Origin of the sequence: Acinetobacter sp. NEB 394, from assembly GCF_013374795.1 — a bacterium.
Classification (GTDB): Bacteria; Pseudomonadota; Gammaproteobacteria; order Pseudomonadales; family Moraxellaceae; genus Acinetobacter; species Acinetobacter johnsonii.
In genome coordinates this window covers 1533705-1550166 of sequence record NZ_CP055277.1, presented here as the reverse complement: position 1 = coordinate 1550166, position 16462 = coordinate 1533705, and the positions used below count along the sequence as shown (strand labels likewise).

At 40.0% G+C, this 16462-nt stretch carries 21 protein-coding genes; 15 read left to right on the top strand and 6 right to left on the bottom strand.

Annotated features, from left to right (window positions below):
- Positions 1 to 39 precede the first annotated feature (39 nt).
- The 5 genes from cysT (at position 40) to HUK62_RS07320 (ending at position 5177) form a co-directional block, all read left to right on the top strand.
- A complete protein-coding gene (gene cysT / locus HUK62_RS07340) occupies positions 40 to 873 on the top strand; it encodes a sulfate ABC transporter permease subunit CysT (protein WP_004693816.1) in 834 nt (277 codons plus the stop codon).
- On the top strand, positions 870 to 1751 hold the full coding sequence (gene cysW, locus HUK62_RS07335; RefSeq protein ID WP_004980565.1) for a sulfate ABC transporter permease subunit CysW: 882 nt from the start codon (positions 870 to 872) through the stop codon (positions 1749 to 1751). The genes cysT and cysW overlap by 4 nt, the downstream gene beginning before the upstream one ends.
- Positions 1752 to 1763: 12 nt before the next feature.
- The gene (locus HUK62_RS07330; RefSeq protein WP_004693820.1) at positions 1764 to 2825 is read left to right on the top strand and encodes a sulfate ABC transporter ATP-binding protein; all 1062 of its coding nucleotides are present in this window, start codon (positions 1764 to 1766) and stop codon (positions 2823 to 2825) included.
- Between the two features lie 57 nt (positions 2826 to 2882).
- Entirely contained in the window at positions 2883 to 3806 is a 924-nt protein-coding gene (locus tag HUK62_RS07325; protein WP_176537501.1) for a CysB family HTH-type transcriptional regulator, read from the top strand.
- A 189-nt stretch (positions 3807 to 3995) separates the two neighbouring features.
- The gene (locus HUK62_RS07320) at positions 3996 to 5177 is read left to right on the top strand and encodes an outer membrane protein transport protein (protein ID WP_176537500.1); all 1182 of its coding nucleotides are present in this window, start codon (positions 3996 to 3998) and stop codon (positions 5175 to 5177) included.
- Positions 5178 to 5231: 54 nt separating this feature from the next.
- Here the strand turns inward: HUK62_RS07320 and carO are convergent, their stop codons facing one another.
- Positions 5232 to 5948 (bottom strand): ornithine uptake porin CarO, encoded by a 717-nt coding sequence (carO, locus tag HUK62_RS07315; RefSeq protein WP_176537499.1) that lies wholly within the window; start codon positions 5946 to 5948, stop codon positions 5232 to 5234.
- Positions 5949 to 6250: 302 nt separating this feature from the next.
- On the opposite strand from carO, the gene dapD reads away from it, so the two are divergent.
- The 6 genes from dapD to HUK62_RS07285 all read left to right on the top strand — a co-directional run bounded on the left by dapD (position 6251) and on the right by HUK62_RS07285 (position 10246).
- Positions 6251 to 7072 (top strand): 2,3,4,5-tetrahydropyridine-2,6-dicarboxylate N-succinyltransferase, encoded by an 822-nt coding sequence (dapD, locus tag HUK62_RS07310; RefSeq protein ID WP_004693827.1) that lies wholly within the window; start codon positions 6251 to 6253, stop codon positions 7070 to 7072.
- Between the two features lie 95 nt (positions 7073 to 7167).
- Positions 7168 to 7878: a 7-carboxy-7-deazaguanine synthase QueE gene (gene queE / locus HUK62_RS07305; protein ID WP_176537498.1), complete on the top strand. Its 711-nt coding sequence runs from the start codon at positions 7168 to 7170 to the stop codon at positions 7876 to 7878.
- A 43-nt stretch (positions 7879 to 7921) separates the two neighbouring features.
- On the top strand, positions 7922 to 8590 hold the full coding sequence (gene queC, locus HUK62_RS07300) for a 7-cyano-7-deazaguanine synthase QueC (RefSeq protein ID WP_004693831.1): 669 nt from the start codon (positions 7922 to 7924) through the stop codon (positions 8588 to 8590).
- 16 nt (positions 8591 to 8606) lie between these two features.
- Positions 8607 to 9014: a hypothetical protein gene (locus tag HUK62_RS07295; RefSeq protein WP_004693833.1), complete on the top strand. Its 408-nt coding sequence runs from the start codon at positions 8607 to 8609 to the stop codon at positions 9012 to 9014.
- Between the two features lie 71 nt (positions 9015 to 9085).
- Positions 9086 to 9778: a diphthine--ammonia ligase gene (locus HUK62_RS07290; RefSeq protein WP_176538458.1), complete on the top strand. Its 693-nt coding sequence runs from the start codon at positions 9086 to 9088 to the stop codon at positions 9776 to 9778.
- Between the two features lie 9 nt (positions 9779 to 9787).
- Entirely contained in the window at positions 9788 to 10246 is a 459-nt protein-coding gene (locus HUK62_RS07285; RefSeq protein WP_058869344.1) for a peroxiredoxin, read from the top strand.
- Between the two features lie 72 nt (positions 10247 to 10318).
- Here the strand turns inward: HUK62_RS07285 and HUK62_RS07280 are convergent, their stop codons facing one another.
- Positions 10319 to 10918, bottom strand: coding sequence for a LysE/ArgO family amino acid transporter (locus tag HUK62_RS07280; RefSeq protein ID WP_176537497.1), 600 nt, complete (start codon positions 10916 to 10918; stop codon positions 10319 to 10321).
- Between the two features lie 118 nt (positions 10919 to 11036).
- Here HUK62_RS07280 and HUK62_RS07275 point away from each other — a divergent pair, with 118 nt between their 5' ends.
- On the top strand, positions 11037 to 11927 hold the full coding sequence (locus HUK62_RS07275; RefSeq protein WP_176537496.1) for a LysR family transcriptional regulator ArgP: 891 nt from the start codon (positions 11037 to 11039) through the stop codon (positions 11925 to 11927).
- A gap of 37 nt (positions 11928 to 11964) precedes the next feature.
- Here HUK62_RS07275 and HUK62_RS07270 read toward each other — a convergent pair whose 3' ends face one another.
- Both HUK62_RS07270 and HUK62_RS07265 read right to left on the bottom strand, forming a co-directional pair.
- Positions 11965 to 12561 carry a YceI family protein gene (locus HUK62_RS07270; RefSeq protein WP_176537495.1) on the bottom strand — a complete coding sequence of 199 codons (597 nt, stop codon included), beginning with the start codon at positions 12559 to 12561 and terminating at the stop codon, positions 11965 to 11967.
- A gap of 43 nt (positions 12562 to 12604) precedes the next feature.
- On the bottom strand, positions 12605 to 13174 hold the full coding sequence (locus tag HUK62_RS07265) for a nicotinate-nicotinamide nucleotide adenylyltransferase (protein ID WP_176537494.1): 570 nt from the start codon (positions 13172 to 13174) through the stop codon (positions 12605 to 12607).
- 104 nt (positions 13175 to 13278) lie between these two features.
- On the opposite strand from HUK62_RS07265, the gene HUK62_RS07260 reads away from it, so the two are divergent.
- Positions 13279 to 14079 (top strand): enoyl-CoA hydratase-related protein, encoded by an 801-nt coding sequence (locus HUK62_RS07260; protein ID WP_176537493.1) that lies wholly within the window; start codon positions 13279 to 13281, stop codon positions 14077 to 14079.
- Positions 14080 to 14182: 103 nt separating this feature from the next.
- On the top strand, positions 14183 to 14938 hold the full coding sequence (locus HUK62_RS07255; RefSeq protein WP_176537492.1) for a nitroreductase family protein: 756 nt from the start codon (positions 14183 to 14185) through the stop codon (positions 14936 to 14938).
- 247 nt (positions 14939 to 15185) lie between these two features.
- Here the strand turns inward: HUK62_RS07255 and HUK62_RS07250 are convergent, their stop codons facing one another.
- Entirely contained in the window at positions 15186 to 15497 is a 312-nt protein-coding gene (locus HUK62_RS07250; protein ID WP_176537491.1) for an NGG1p interacting factor NIF3, read from the bottom strand.
- A gap of 54 nt (positions 15498 to 15551) precedes the next feature.
- Between HUK62_RS07250 and HUK62_RS07245 the strand changes: the two genes are divergently transcribed.
- Positions 15552 to 16202 carry a hypothetical protein gene (locus HUK62_RS07245; protein WP_176537490.1) on the top strand — a complete coding sequence of 217 codons (651 nt, stop codon included), beginning with the start codon at positions 15552 to 15554 and terminating at the stop codon, positions 16200 to 16202.
- 36 nt (positions 16203 to 16238) lie between these two features.
- On the opposite strand, the gene HUK62_RS19215 is transcribed toward HUK62_RS07245, so the two are convergent.
- Positions 16239 to 16367, bottom strand: a complete 129-nt coding sequence (locus HUK62_RS19215; RefSeq protein ID WP_004693854.1) for a KGW motif small protein — start codon at positions 16365 to 16367, stop codon at positions 16239 to 16241.
- Positions 16368 to 16462: the final 95 nt, after the last annotated feature.

The following is a 16462-nucleotide window of genomic DNA, read 5'->3' as shown; positions in this document are numbered from 1 at the left end:
ACTCTTTTTAGGTCAGCTTTCTCTCTTTGAGGAGTAATCATGTCGCAGCGATCCCGAGTGCTGCCAGGATTTGGTCTTTCTCTAGGCTTTACCCTAGCATATTTGTCATTAATCGTTCTTATTCCATTGTCCGCTGTTTTCATTAAATCTTTAGGCATTGGTTGGGATGGGTTATGGGAAATTTTAAGTTCAGAACGTATTTTAAAATCTTTGCAACTCAGTTTTAGTACAGCCCTGATCGCCGCGTTTATTAATGTGGTTTTTGGTCTACTTCTGGCATGGTGTTTAGTTCGTTACCGTTTTCCGGGTAAACGCATTGTAGATGCCTTGGTCGACTTACCATTTGCCTTACCCACCGCTGTTGCAGGTATTGCACTCACTTCGCTTTATGCCCCTACAGGTTGGATTGGTCAATATCTTGAACCTTTAGGGATTCAAGTAGCCTATACCCCAATTGGGATTACATTGGCACTGATTTTTATTGGTATTCCTTTTGTGGTGCGGACTGTACAACCTGTTCTCAGCGACTTGGAAACAGAGTTAGAAGAAGCAGCATCAGCATTAGGTGCCAACCGTTTACAGATTGTGACCAAAGTGATTTTGCCGATTTTATTTCCAGCACTCATCACCGGTTTTGCACTTGCCTTTGCTCGTGGCGTCGGTGAATACGGTTCAGTGATCTTTATTGCAGGGAACCAACCGTTTAAAACAGAAATTGCGCCGCTCATGATTATTTCACGCTTAGAAGAATATGACTATGCAGGTGCAACCACGATTGCAGTCGTCATGTTGGTGCTGTCTTTTGCCATTTTATTCCTGATTAACTTGTTACAAGCATGGGCAAGCCGTCGTACAGGGAGAACAGCACGATGAATATCAACAGTAATGCGCTTGCTGAAAAGTTACAATCGCGTGATGCAACACGTGAACCAACTTGGGTTCGCTACACCCTGATTACAATTGCTCTACTGTTCTTTTTGAGTTGTTTGATCTTACCGCTGATTTTGGTGTTCGTTGAGGCATTTAAACAAGGGGTCGGTGTATACGCACAAGCCTTGGTTCATCCAGACACGCTATCCGCAGTCAAACTCACTTTATTAACCGCGGTGATTGCAGTCCCACTGAATGTCGTATTTGGTGTTGCAGCCGCTTGGTGTGTGGCCAAATTTAACTTCCGTGGTAAATCCATCTTAACCACGATTATTGATATGCCATTTTCAGTATCCCCTGTTATCGCAGGCTTAATGCTGGTACTGATTTTTGGTACGCAAGGTTGGTTCGGTAGTTGGCTCATGGATAATGACATCAAAATTCTGTATGCCGTTCCTGCCATTGTATTAGCAACAATCTTTATCACCGTTCCTTTTGTTGCACGTGAACTTATTCCGCTCATGGAAGCCCAAGGAACTGAAGAAGAAGAAGCTGCGATTGTACTCGGTGCATCAGGCTGGCAAACCTTCTGGAAAGTAACCCTACCCAACATCAAATGGGGTTTAATTTACGGCGTCATTCTGTGTAATGCACGTGCAATGGGTGAATTTGGTGCGGTATCGGTCGTTTCAGGTCATATTCGTGGTGAAACCAATACCTTGCCTCTGCATGTCGAAATTCTCTATAACGAATATACCTTTAGTGCGGCTTTTGCTGTGTCTTCACTCTTGGCGCTTTTAGCGATTGTGACTCTTGTTTTAAAAACATGGGTTGAGCTTCGCCAAGAAAAGCAAAACAAACATAATGATTCAACAGTTTAAAGGAATGACCTCATGAGTATTCAAGTTAAAAATATTGAAAAACACTTTGGTGCGTTCCATGCGCTGAATAACATTTCTCTCGATTTTCCTGATGGTCAATTGGTTGCATTACTTGGGCCATCAGGCTGTGGTAAAACTACCCTGCTTCGTATTATTGCAGGGCTTGAGTCCGCAGATGGCGGCCAAGTCATCTTGGAAGGTGAAGATGCAACCAATGTACACGTACGTGAACGTGAAGTTGGTTTTGTATTTCAGCACTATGCCTTGTTTCGCCATATGACTGTATTTGACAATATCGCTTTTGGTCTCCGTGTTCGCCCACGTGCAACACGCCCATCTGAAGCTGAAATTAAAAAACGTGTCACGCGTTTATTGGACTTAGTCCAATTGGGATTCTTGGCAGATCGTTACCCAGCACAACTCTCAGGCGGTCAGCGTCAACGTATTGCACTGGCACGTGCTTTGGCAGTTGAACCACGCGTACTATTACTGGATGAACCTTTTGGTGCTTTGGATGCAAAAGTACGTAAAGAGCTCCGTCGTTGGTTACGTACTTTGCATGATGAACTTCATATCACCTCAATCTTTGTAACACATGACCAAGAAGAAGCTTTAGAGGTCGCGGATCAAATCATTGTGATGAATAAAGGGAATGTCGAGCAAATTGGATCACCCCGTGAAGTTTATGAAAAGCCAGCAACGCCGTTTGTGTTCGACTTCCTAGGTCAAGCAAACCGTTTCGAAGGTCAAAATAACGCAGGAACGATCCAAATTGGTGAAGACCGTATTCAATTAGATTCTTTACGTAATGCACCTTCGGGCGACGTGATTGCCTTTGCCCGTCCAGATGAATTAAGGATCCATGCACAGCCGCAAGACAATGCCATCCAAGCAACATTCGTTCGAGAATTATGGATCGCGGGCAAAGTGGTTGCAGAGCTCCATGATCGCCAAGGCAAACTGATTGAAATCTCACTGACTTCTGAAGAAGCAAAATTACACCAATTTAGACCTAATCAAACGGTATGGTTAAGCCCATCAAACTTGCATTTATTTGCAAAACCTGCGGCTTAAGACCAATTGAATGGGGCATGTTGAATGCCTCATTCATCATAAAAGAGATCCAAAACTATGAACTTTCAACAACTCAGAATTATTCGAGAAACGGTGAGACAAAACTTCAACCTCACCGAAGCCTCTGCTGCACTATATACCTCTCAGTCAGGCGTCAGTAAGCACATCAAAGACCTAGAAGATGAATTAGGCGTACAGCTTTTTATTCGTAAAGGGAAACGCTTACTCGGTTTAACTGAACCAGGTCAAGCACTACTGGGCATTGTTGAACGCATGTTGGTCGACGCAGACAATATTAAACGTCTTGCAGATGATTTTAACCGTGTCGATGAAGGCACTTTGACGATTGCAACTACACATACGCAAGCGCGTTATGTGCTACCGCCTATTGTGAATTTGTTTAAAAAAGAATTTCCAAAAGTACATTTGATTTTACAACAAGCCAGCCCTGTTGAAATTACCGAAATGCTTCTACAAGGTGAAGCTGATATTGGTATTGCAACTGAGTCACTCACCACTGAGGACAATTTGGCTAGCGTGCCGTTCTATAATTGGCAGCACAGTATTATTACCCCACAAAGCCACCCACTGGCGAGCAAACAAAATATTAGTATTGCAGACTTAGCTGAATATCCACTGATTACCTATCACGGCGGTTTCACAGGCCGTTCAAAAATTGACAAAGCTTTTGAAGATGCTGGTGTGGATGTCGACATCGTAATGTCTGCTTTAGATGCCGATGTGATTAAAACCTATGTTGAACTGAATATGGGTGTTGGTATTGTCAACAATGTGGCTTATGACGTTGAACGTGACTATCGTTTAAAACAAATTCAAACTGATATTTTTGGGCTAAACACCACATGGATTGCGGTTCGCAAAGGACATTTACTACGTGGCTATGGCTATGAGTTTATTTCTTTATGTGCACCAAATGCCGATATTAAAGCTTTAAAACGTATAGCCTATCCCGAAGAATAAAACAGCAATACATAAGAGAGTCTAGGCTCTCTTTTTTGATCTTTAGCAAAACTCTTGCTTATTCTATACACCTAGAAATAATCAAAATAATGATTTTAATTCATAAGAAAAATGAATAAAATATAATCAACAATAAAAAAATTAATTTGATTTTAAAAACGATTCTATAATTTAGACCAAGGACGAAACATGAAATTTCACATTTTTGTCGGATTGCTGTATGTCCTGCTGCTAAGTTATGCCTCTGCTGCAGCTTTAGAAAGCAGCAATCAATCCATTCAAGCTTTCTTTGAAAAAGGTAATTATGCGGAAGTCGCTTTGCTACACGTGGATACCAATATTTCAGGTCAGATCCAGCATCAACAAAATATTGCGGAATTAGGCGTTCAAGATTTTTCAACAGGCAATTTAGTCAATCATCAACAATTCATCCAAGCTGCATTAAAATTACAACCACATCCACAAATTTCTGTGGCGTTATTATTTGACCAACCTTATTTTGCTGATGTGGATTATCACTATAGTCCTATTCTTTCAGGTGAACCCTTACCTATAGAAAACGCAGATATTAAGTTTGACTCAAGAAATATTACAGCGCTCATTGGCTATCAACCCACACAACATTGGAACCTCTTTACAGGTCTGAGTTACCAGTCATTTTCAGGTGATCTGAAAATTGGTACACAAGTTGACTATACCTTTTTTGATTATCACGCGCATTTTCCCAAAGACCATGCGTGGGGTTGGTTAGCAGGTGTAAGCTACCAAATTCCTGAATATGCATTTAATACAGCAATTACCTATCGCGCTAAAATCAAACACAGGACCAATGCAAGCGAAAGTTTTTGGGGATTTCCTTTAGAGATTGCACCACAACAAGCAACGGAAATTCAGACCCCAGAATCGGTGAATTTAGATTTTCACACAGGTTTACCTGCGCAAAATTTTCTGTATGGATCATTGCGATGGGTCAATTGGCAAGATTTTAAAATTCAACCCACTCAATTCTCCGCAATAGTGAAAAATCAGTTCAACCTGATTGATTATCAAAAGAATCAATGGTCGACCCGTTTGGGAGTTGCCCATCAATGGTCATCCAAATGGATCACTGCGGTGGAAGGATTGTGGGATTCTGGTGCGGGTAATCCTGCCTCAAGCTTAAACCCTGTAGACGGCTATGTTGGTGTGGGAACGGGCGCGGTTTATCACTTTAACCCTAAAACGTTTATGATTGCGGGTCTGCATTATTTGTACTTTACCAAACCAGAAAAGACACAACCACAGTCGTTAATCACGCAAATCTCAAGTTTTTCTTCACTCGAACAACGTGATGCTTGGGTTTATCATTTGAAATTGGCACACCGCTTTTAAGACACAAAAAACGAGCCGAAGCTCGTTTTTTGGTTTAGCTCAAGCTAATAGATATTACCAGTGGTAACTTACACCTAGTTTGGCAACTGGCATCCATTCATATTTATCATCGTTACGAACTTCATTAAGGTGATCTACTACTAGTTGGTTATCCTGCCAAGTGCCACCCTCAACTTTTACATTCGTCACTGTAGGGTTACCTGTATAGTAAGCACCAACTTCACCAAATACGCCCCAGTTTTTATTAATTTTTGGTGCAAAACCTAGACCTAAATATGGTGCAATATCATTACTATAGTCAAGATCATAACCAAGTTTGCTTAAGCCTGTATCTTCACCCTTAACTTTAATATTCCCACCATCGTTTCGAGCTTGTAGAGCGTATTGTTGATCAACATAACCAACACCCGCGGCAATATATGCTGCCTGTGCCCATTTGTTTGTACTTGCACCCCATGGACGAATTTCTGCATTTAAGTAAGCCAAGTTGTTATCCATATCAACGTCATAATTTACATCGTCAACTTCCACATCATCCGACCACGAAATGTCACCACCGTTGTAACCTAAAGCTAAACCCACATATGGGTTAGCTGTCCACAACAAAGCGCCACCATAACCTGTTGTACCAACTTCAGCACGAACACCAGTAGGAATTAATTTATTTTGGTCAAAAGCATAACCATCTTTTACGACTGCATCATCAGCAAAAGCTGTACCTGCGACTGCTGAGATTGCTGCTGCGATTGCAACTAAACGTAATGATTTCATGTTTTTTCTCCTCCAATTAAAGATTTTTTTACATCATTTACAATTTTTTGATGAGCCCATCATAAAACACCCTCTGACTGTTTTTTATTCTAGATTTGGGTTGTTTTTGTTATTTTTTGATACATTTTATACTTTATTGTTGTTGTAAATCGCAATTCTTTACTTAACGCCTCTACTCAAACAGCTCTAAAAGTCTTATTTCCAATCATTCATTATTATTTCCGATCCTATGCTGTTTTTTCATCTATTCTCTGCACAATTTAGTGTAAAATCAGGAAAATTTTTTTTCTGGAAGGAAGATCATGTCTCAGCTTTCAACAATTATTGAACAAGCGTTTGAAGACCGTGCGAATTTTACAGCAGCGGACTGCCCTGCTGAAGTTCGTGCAGCAGTTGAAGAAGTCATTGCTGGTTTAGATAACGGGACATTACGTGTTGCTGAAAAAATTGATGGTGAGTGGGTTGTTCATCAATGGGTGAAAAAAGCTGTGCTTTTATCATTCAAACTAAATGACAACAAGCCAATTGAGTCATGTGACCTTCAATTCTACGACAAAGTAGATACCAAATTTACAGGTTGGACTGAAGAACAGTTTAAAGCTGCTGGTGTACGCGTTGTTCCTCCTGCGGTTGCCCGTAAAGGTTCTTTCCAAGCGAAAAACGTGGTGTTAATGCCTTCTTATGTGAACATTGGTGCATATGTTGACGAAGGTACCATGGTTGACACATGGGCAACTGTGGGCTCATGTGCTCAAATTGGTAAAAACGTTCACTTATCGGGTGGTGTAGGTATTGGTGGTGTTCTTGAGCCACTTCAAGCGAACCCAACGATTATTGAAGACAACTGCTTCATCGGTGCACGTTCTGAAATCGTAGAAGGCGTGATCGTAGAAGAAGGTTCTGTAATTTCTATGGGCGTGTTCATTGGTCAATCGACTAAGATTTTTGACCGTGCAACTGGCGAAATTCACTACGGCCGTGTACCAGCAGGTTCTGTTGTCGTTGCAGGTAGCTTACCTTCTAAATGTGGTACTTACAGCCTGTATGCTGCAATCATCGTGAAAAAAGTAGATGCACAAACACGTTCTAAAACGAGCTTGAACGATTTACTACGTGACGAATAACTTTTAGTTGTCGTGCGGAACTCAAGTTCCTCATCTCTACGGTTAAGACTAGCCGTAGAGATTTTTGTTTTTCTAACCTGTGGTTTAATTTTGCTATGAATACGCTTCGATCTTCTGCTATCCCTGTTTCTGATCCTTCTGCGGGTCTACGTATCACGGAGATCTTTTATTCTTTGCAAGGAGAAGCCAACACCTCGGGACTGCCAACAGTTTTCATTCGTTTAACCGGTTGTCCACTACGTTGTACATACTGCGATACGACCTACTCCTTTGAAGGTGGCGAACGCCAATCTTTAGATCAGATTATTCAAACCACGCTTGATTTTAAAACCCCTTATGTCTGCGTGACAGGTGGTGAACCTCTTGCACAGCCCAATGCGTTGCCTTTAATGCAACGTCTTGCTGACCTCGGCTGTCAAGTCTCTTTAGAAACCAGTGGCGCTTTAGATGTGTCTAAGGTTGATCCACGTGTTTCAAAAGTATTAGATTTGAAGACTCCAACTTCAGGTGAAGTTGCACGAAATTTGCTTTCGAATCTCGACCATTTAACCCAGCACGATCAAATCAAGTTTGTAATTTGTAACCGTGAGGATTATGAGTGGTCAAAACAGCAAGTTGAAAACTATAAACTCAATGAAAAAGTCAGCACAGTATGGTTCTCTCCTGCTTTTGCAGTTGAGAAAGGTGCTGCTCGTTTACCTCAACTTGCACGTGACTTAGCGCAATGGATATTAGAAGACCATCTCCCTGTTTGCTTCCAACTCCAACTCCACAAGTTGCTTTGGAATGACGAAACTGGTCGTTAATACATTGCCTATTCATCTTTAATTTATATTTGGAGAAATTTGTATGCGTCCTCGTGCCATAGTTTTGTTATCTGGCGGTTTAGACTCAACAACTTGTTTAGCATGGGCGCAAGCACAGTATGACTGTACAGCGCTCAGCTTTATGTATGGTCAACGCTCAACTACTGAACTCGATGCTGCACGCGAACTGACAAAAAAAGCAGGTGTAGAACATCGTGTCATTAATATCGACTTAGGTAATTTGGGCGGTTCTGCGTTAACAGACCATAGCATTGATGTTCCAGATCATGAACAAGTCGGTATTCCTGTAACTTATGTTCCAGCACGTAACACGATTTTCTTATCTTATGCCCTAGCAGCAGCAGAAGTTTTAGATGCCGAAGCCATTGTGATTGGTATTAATGCTGTTGATTATTCAGGGTATCCTGACTGTCGACCTGAATTTATTGAGGCATTTGCCAACATGGCTCGCCTTGCAACCAAGGTTGGCGTTGAAGGAAAACCTCTTAAATTTGAAACACCTCTGTTACATTTATCCAAAGCAAATATTATTCGCTTAGGTATAGAACATGGCGTAGACTATAGTCAAACGGTGTCTTGCTACCAAGCAGATGACCAAGGACGTGCTTGTGGGAAATGCGACAGCTGCCGTCTTCGTAAAGAAGGTTTTGCAGATGCTGGCGTAACAGACCCAACGCGTTATATACCGTAACGACAAGGTACAGTTTATGAAAAATTTAAAATCAAACATTTTGCTTTCTACATTGGTGTCTGCAGCTGCATTGTTCGCTACAGCTTCAAATGCTGCTGAATCGAACAAATTACAAGAAGCGTATAAAAGCAGCAATGTAAAATCGGCATTAATTAATGTTTGTAAAGAAGAAACTGCAAAAAGCAAAAAGCTTAGCGCAGCAGAAGTAAGCAAATACTGTACTTGTGCAGTTGAAGCAGATGGTAAATTGACCAATGCACAAAAATGGGAAATCCAAAGTGCAATTAATCAAAAGAAAAGCCCATCTACTTTAGCTTTTGTACAAAAACAAAATAAAGACCTTCAAACATGTTTCGGTCCACAGTTAACAGGCAAATTAAAGTCTTTAACTGAAGAAGCAATGAAAGCTGCTCCGAAAAAATAATTCACTGAATGTGAATGAAGCCTGCTCTATGCAGGCTTTTTTATATGCTCCAAAAGATAGAATATTTAAATATGCTTGTTGAATGGAATACAAACGTACAAGACCGCAAATTTGTTGCTTCTTACAGTGGTGGTAAAGACAGTAGTCTGGCTTTATACAAAGCCATACAAATGGGTGAAGCCATTGCATTGATTGTCATGTTAGAAGAGCAAGGCCAAAAGTCACGCTCACACGGGATGTCACTCGATATTATTCATGCGCAGGCAAAAGCAATTGGGCTTCCCATCTACAGTGCCTCTGCAACGTGGCAAGACTATGAGAACCAGTTCATTCAACTGCTACAAAAAGCTCAAAGTTTAGGTGCAGAAACATTAGTCACTGGTGATATTGATTTAATGGCACATGCTGAATGGAATCAATCCGTGTGCGATAAAACTGAGCTCAGTTTATGTATGCCACTGTGGCAACGCCCACGTTTAGACATTGTGCATGAGTTTATTCGACTCGGTTTTCAAAGTATCATCGTTACAGTCAACTTAAACTTAGGCATGACAGTTGAAGACTTAGGTCAAGTGCTTAGCCTTGAATATGTCGATCAACTGGTTGCAAGAGGCATTGATCCATGCGGCGAAGCGGGTGAATTCCACACTACGGTGATTGATGGCCCGATTTTCAAACATCCACTTTCGGTCGTTAAAGGTGATATTCTGTATCACGAAAATTATGCCTTTTTACCACTTGAATTAGAACAACGCGACATTTAAGGATAGAACATGACTGATACGATCCAACTCCCAAATCAGAACTTTCCAGCCACAACAGGTGAAATAAATTTAACTGAAGTGCCGACTGAATGGCTGATTGTGTATTTTTACCCGAAAGATTCAACGCCTGGTTGCACAACTCAAGCCGTTGGTTTCTCATGTTTAAAAGATCAGTTTGATGCCCTACAAACCACAATCATTGGTGTTTCACGTGACTCGGTTAAAGCGCACCAGAATTTTACGGAAAAGCAGGCCTTAACCATTAATTTAATTAGCGACAAAGAAGAAGTACTGTGTAAACACTTTGATGTGATTAAAGAAAAAAATATGTATGGTAAAAAAGTGATGGGTATTGAGCGCTCAACTTTTATTTTCCATAACGGTAAGTTGGTTAAAGAGTATCGTAAGGTAAAAGCTGCGGGACATGCTGAACAAGTTTTAGAAGACTTAAAAGCATTACAAGCTTAATGCATATAAGCCCGCAGATGCGGGCTTTGTTTTTTTGTGATTTTTTAATTTATAGTTTTTTTGCACACGCTTTTATTTCACAAGCAGTGAAATGGCGATTCCCCACATCACCAGAGCAATAATCGCATCTAGCACATTCCACGCTTTCGGATTTGCAAAAATAGGGATAAGCACACGAGCCCCATAGCCCAAAGCAAAGAAAAACAACCAAGACGCACACACTGCTCCTAGAGCAAAGTACGCAGGTTGCTCAAACTGTGTTGAAATTGAACCCAGTAAAATAACCGTATCTAAATACACATGCGGATTAAGCCAAGTCAGTGCTAGACATAGCAAAATAATATTCACTAGATGATGCTTTTCAATGGGACTTGCCTCCAAGCCCTGCTGTGATTTGAATGCTCGTAGTGCATGTTGGAATCCATAACAAAACAGGAAAAGTGCCCCCGCCCATTTGGAAAACTGAATAATTTCAGGATAGTGCTGAAGCACTTTTGAAAAACCTGAAACGCCCAAGACAATTAAAATCGAATCCGACAATGCACAGACAAAACATACCCAAAAAACAAACTGCTTTTTAAGCCCCTGTTTTAGCACGAATGCATTTTGAGCCCCAATAGCAATAATGAGGCTCATCCCAACTGCAAGCCCTTGTACATATGTACTTAACATTTTGACTTTTCAACTTAATTGATGATGTCAGGATTATCTTTCATTTTTAGTTAAATTAAGTATTATTTAGAAAATATCAATATAACTAAAATATTTTTAGTTTAAAGTGAGTCCAGATATGCTGAATCATAAACAGTGCGACGCATTTTTAGCTGTGGCAGAAACAGGAAGTTTTGACCTTGCTGCTGAACAGCTATGCATTACTGCTTCAGCCGTCACTTTACGCATACAAAGCCTAGAAAAAAGTTTGGGACATTTATTAATTGTGCGGGAAAGACCTTGCCGCCCGACACAAGCAGGTCAATCGCTGCTACATTATTTGCAACATAGCCGACTGTTAGAACAAAGTTTCATTCAGAACCTCACGGGTCATATGAACACCTCTGCTTTTTATCAAATCAATATTGCGACCAATGCCGACTCCTTAGCAACATGGCTGTTGCCATTGCTACAGTCAACATTAATTGAACAAAAGATCGTGGTGCATTTTCAGGTCGATGATCAATCGCAAACCCATCACTTACTTGAAGCCGGTTTGGTGAATGCCTGCGTGACAGATGAATCACAAGCCATGAAAGGCTGTGTAGCGGAATACATTGGCGATATGAACTATCGTTTTGTCGCCACGCCAACTTTTGCGCAGCAATGGTTTGACCAAGATGTAAACCGAGAGTCTCTACGTGCAGCTCCTGCACTGATCTTTAACGCAAAAGACCAACTCCACACCGCGTATATCCAACAAAAGTTTGGACTCAATCCGACCCAATATCCACATCACTTTATTCCATCTTCCAGTGCATTTTTTGATGCGGTTACGATGGGACTCGGTTACGGTTGGTTGCCCTATTACCAAGCCAAACCGCATTTGCAGGATGGCTCATTGGTTGAGGTGGATCCTCAACTCAATATCGATTTGCCTTTGTATTGGCATCATTGGAAACAGCAGTCGGTGCAGTTAAATCTGCTAACAGATCTCTTGATTGAACAGGCTCACGCAGCGATGAATTAATAAAGCCCTGAATATAGGTCTTTAAGATATGAAGCCGCTATTGTACTTTCCACAGCCCTGACAGTTGAATATTCACTTTTTCGCCTACACCTCCAATGGCTTTTTTCACGCCAAAGTCACTTCGGTTAATCACGGCTGAGGACTGAACATCTAGCAGATTAGCATTATTGGCACTTGGTTTTAAGGTCGTGCTAAAGCTAACAGGCTTGGTAATGCCTCGAAGTGTTAGGTTCCCAACAATATTATATTGACCACCACCCAAATCTTTAAAACTGGTACTTTTAAAGTTAGCGGTTTTGTACTTGGATGCATAAAACAAATCTTCACCCAAAATCATATTTTTCAGTGAAGGTTTACTTAAACTTAGGCTATTTACATCCATGACAAAATTCGTTGAAGCCTGCTGTGGTGCCTTGGCATCAAACTGCATACTGGATTGCACCCGATTAAACTTAGCTCTTACAACAGTTACACCCAAGGATTTAATTTCAAAACCTACATTACTCTGAGGTGTCAATGTCCATGACTGGGCTTGCACTTGAGTGCTGAATGCAAATGTAACACCTGCAATCATCAAAGCATTTTTAATGACCGTATGACTTGCAATCTTTTTCGTCTGTTGTTTTCTATCCATGGAACTCGATCCTTGTCGAAATATTTTTATTCGACTGAGAACCTTAGTCTAAATTGGATAAGTCCTGAGTTAAAAATTTGTGTTGTAACTGTTTATATATTTCACTTTGTTGGAATTTATGTAAAAAATCACTGGTTCCCAATGGAAATGCCTGCTCTAAAATTTCCCCACGATAATAAGCTTCACGAACGGGGGTTGCAGACATCGCATCTTGTAGGCTATCAAGCTCAACCATTTGCCACTCAGGAAAAAGCTGTAAATAATAGGAGGAATCATCTTTAAAATGGCCAATGAGTCCAACCTTCGCCTCAGGTGTGACTACATGATTCACTAATTTTTTTACCAATTGCACCCATTTAACATCATTATAAACATCAATTACATGTACAAAGTGAATCCGTTTTTGATGTGCTTCTGAAAAGTTCGATAAAATCATTTCTTCACGTTCAGATGCTAAAAATGGATTTTTCGTATTTCTTTCATTTTGCGCAGAGCCTAGAGCTAAAATGACATTTTGACTTTGTTCTAAAGCAATCTTGATGGTTTGCATATGTGCCAAGTGAAATGGCTGGAAGCGACCAATGAATACGAGATAATCAAATGTATATGGCATAAATCTTTTACTTTTTTATGAACTGGTCAGTTGTGTCGATCATAAAATTATGCGACATAATGAGCCCATAAAATTAAACCAAACTTTCTAGCAAGGATAGTACGATGACACTGAGCTGTATTCAACAACCTCATCAACATTTGAATGCAAAATTAGACAATGGCGTACTGACATTAGCCATTCACCGTCCTGAAGCAAAGAATGCGTTGTATGGCGAACTTTATTTATGGATCGCAAAAGCTTTAGATGAAGCAGATCTAGACAATAGTGTTCGTGCTGTCATTCTACGTGGTGAAGATGCGGACTTTACTGCAGGCAACGACATGCAAGATTTTATGAAATCTGCAGCGCAAAAAGGTCAAGCACCTGCGGCTGAAGGCCCTCCATTTATTTTACTTAAATCTGCGGCAAAATTTTCTAAACCGTTGATTGCGGCTGTACGTGGTGTGGCGATTGGTATTGGGGTAACGATCCTGTTACATTGTGACTTGGTTTATAGTGACAACACTGCCCTATTCCAGATTCCATTTGTTAGCCTTGGTTTATCTCCAGAAGGTGCTTCAAGCAAATTATTAGTAGAACAAGCGGGCTACCACAAAGCTGCTGAATTACTGCTGACCGCTCAGAAGTTTGACAGTGCAACGGCGGTTTCTGCAAACCTTGTGAACCGTATTGAAGATGATGTGTATGCAGCAGCTGCAAAAAAAGCGGCACAATTGTCTGCTTTACCCTTAGCCTCTTTAGTGCAGTCTAAGGCATTGATGAAGCACAATGTAAATGAAATTGTGGCTTGGATTGATCATGAAGCTGAAATTTTCATGGATCGTGTCGGCTCTCCAGAAATGATGGAAGCCGTATCAGCATTTATGCAAAAACGTAAACCTGATTTCACCCAGTTCAACTAATCCTTGAGCGCTGAATGACTAAAAACCACTGTGTTTCATATTACACAGTGGTTTTTTTATTTTCCGTCCCAACATATTTAAGAACCTATTCGGAAGACTTCTTATGTCAAACACTACAGAAAAAAAGCGTTACTTTGAGCCTGCGCCACAAGACATCGATGTCGAAAATTTTAAAAAAGTCATCCAAAGCCGCCGTTCGGTTCGCAAATTTACCAAAAAAGAAATTCCAACTGAAGTGCTTGATGACTGTTTAGATTTGGCCCTACTTGCGCCCAATTCATCTAACTTACAGCCTTGGACTTTTTATGTGGTGCAGAACCCGACCAAGAAAAAACAACTGGTCAAAGCTTGCCTAAATCAGCTTGCGGCAAAAACGGCATCAGAAATGATCGTGTGTGTCGCGCGTACAGACCGTAATGATGAAATGGCAAAACGCAACATTACAGAGTTCCCTTTTCCTGAAGCGCCTGCGGCTGTACAGAAATATTATAAATTCATTCCTTATAACTATAAGACAGGTTACTTAAATGCACTGGGTAACTTTAAGAAAGTGGCTTTCAAAATTGCACGTAGCTTAGATAAACAACTGCCTGTAACTGCATTTAATCAAGCCAATGCTAAGCTTTGGGCAAGTAAAACCACAGCTTTAGCTTGCGAGAACCTAGTCTTAGCTTTACGTGCTTATGGTTTCGATAGCTGTATGATGGAAGGTTTTGATGAGCCTTTGGTGCGTAAACTGTTAAATCTGAATGATCAGCAATACCCTGTGATGGTGATTGGTGCAGGTGAGCGTGCAGAAGATGGTGTGTTTTTCCCGCAGTATCGTTTTGATCGTGAGTTATTTATTCAGAAGGTTTAATTGCTGTCTTAATTATAGTGATTGCAAAAGTTTGATACGCGTTAAGGTCATCAGCAACTGTTCGAGCGAACCTAAATACCTATCATAGAGTTTCTGCGACTTATTTAATCAAATGATGAAAGCAGTCGAGTTTTGCTGATGACAATGGTTTTGCCTACTTTTCCCGAAAGAAAAGTAGGTCGAACCGAAGGTTAAAGTCTCAATTAAATATTAAGCCTTAAGACTCCGCCACAAACTTCTTTTAAGATTAAATATCCACGATTTGAATAAACTCAAAAGCTGGTTCTTCATAGGGATGACTTAATTTTAAAGCCTTTGCCACAGCGACAGCTTTTTCCTCTGAAACAATGGTTTCCACCCGCCACTCTGGAATTTGCTCCAAAGCATCCAACTCACCTATAAACGGATTTGCTCCTTTTACAGGTTTAAACTGGCCTGTGCCTAAAACTTGCCAAGCACAGTGTTCATAGTTTCCTATGCCACCAGCCCCTGCTTCAAAAATCGCAAGTTTGGTCGTTTCAAGATGATATTCTGGAACATAGTAGATCAGTTTGAGCATTGTATTTTTCGAGCATATATATAAGATGGCTAATTATAAGTCTAAATAGTTATTATGAATAATCATCCATTACTTCAATACCTTTCAATTACTTCGAAACATCTTTTATGGCAATTTAGTAATAGCGGAACTTTTGGAATACCCGAAGCTTTAAAAAATTCTGCTAATAAAATTTACCTTCAATCAAAGCTTTCAAATGAAGCTTTATACTATTTACAAGTTAAAACGTTTCTTGAAACTTTAGATTTAGAAGAAAATGATGTAGAACAATTTATGAGTGAAAACTCTGATCACCAAAGGCTGGGGTTAGAAGTATTTAAAGTACTAGAAAATACTTCTTTAGAAAAACAGGCATGTATGCTAGCAAAAGCCTTTAAGGCTTTTCTGTCAAGAAAATGTGATAAAAATAAATATGATAAGTATGTTTATATTATATGTAGACTCGATAATCATCTTATTAAGTTAATTGAGACTATGTTCAATAAAGGATATGATCATTCCGAAATTGAACCCTCTGTTGAGAAGGATGGATTAATAATCCAAGTCGGAAAAACACATAGCTCTTATTTTTTTAAGCCTAACCTTGAACTATTAAATTTTGATTTTCTTGAAACTGAGAAATTAAATCATACATTGCAAAATCAAGAAGTAAAATACATAAGGACCTTATTCTTTTTCCATTTTTATGAGAATATTATTTTATAAAAAACCGCCTCACGGCGGTTTTTTTAATTATCAAAATCACATCTGCAATGCATAACCCAAAATCAAAAAGATCAATTGCAAGCTTAAAATCACAGCAAATAACTTCCATCCTTTTTTACGCAACGCAGACTTATCGACTGCTTCGTATGTAACTGTTTTAATCATGTCATCACCTCATATATGAGTGTTGATACTGAAATTGTTTAGTGATCCATCTTTCTTCTATTTTGCATGATATTTGTGCATTTATTACACAATAT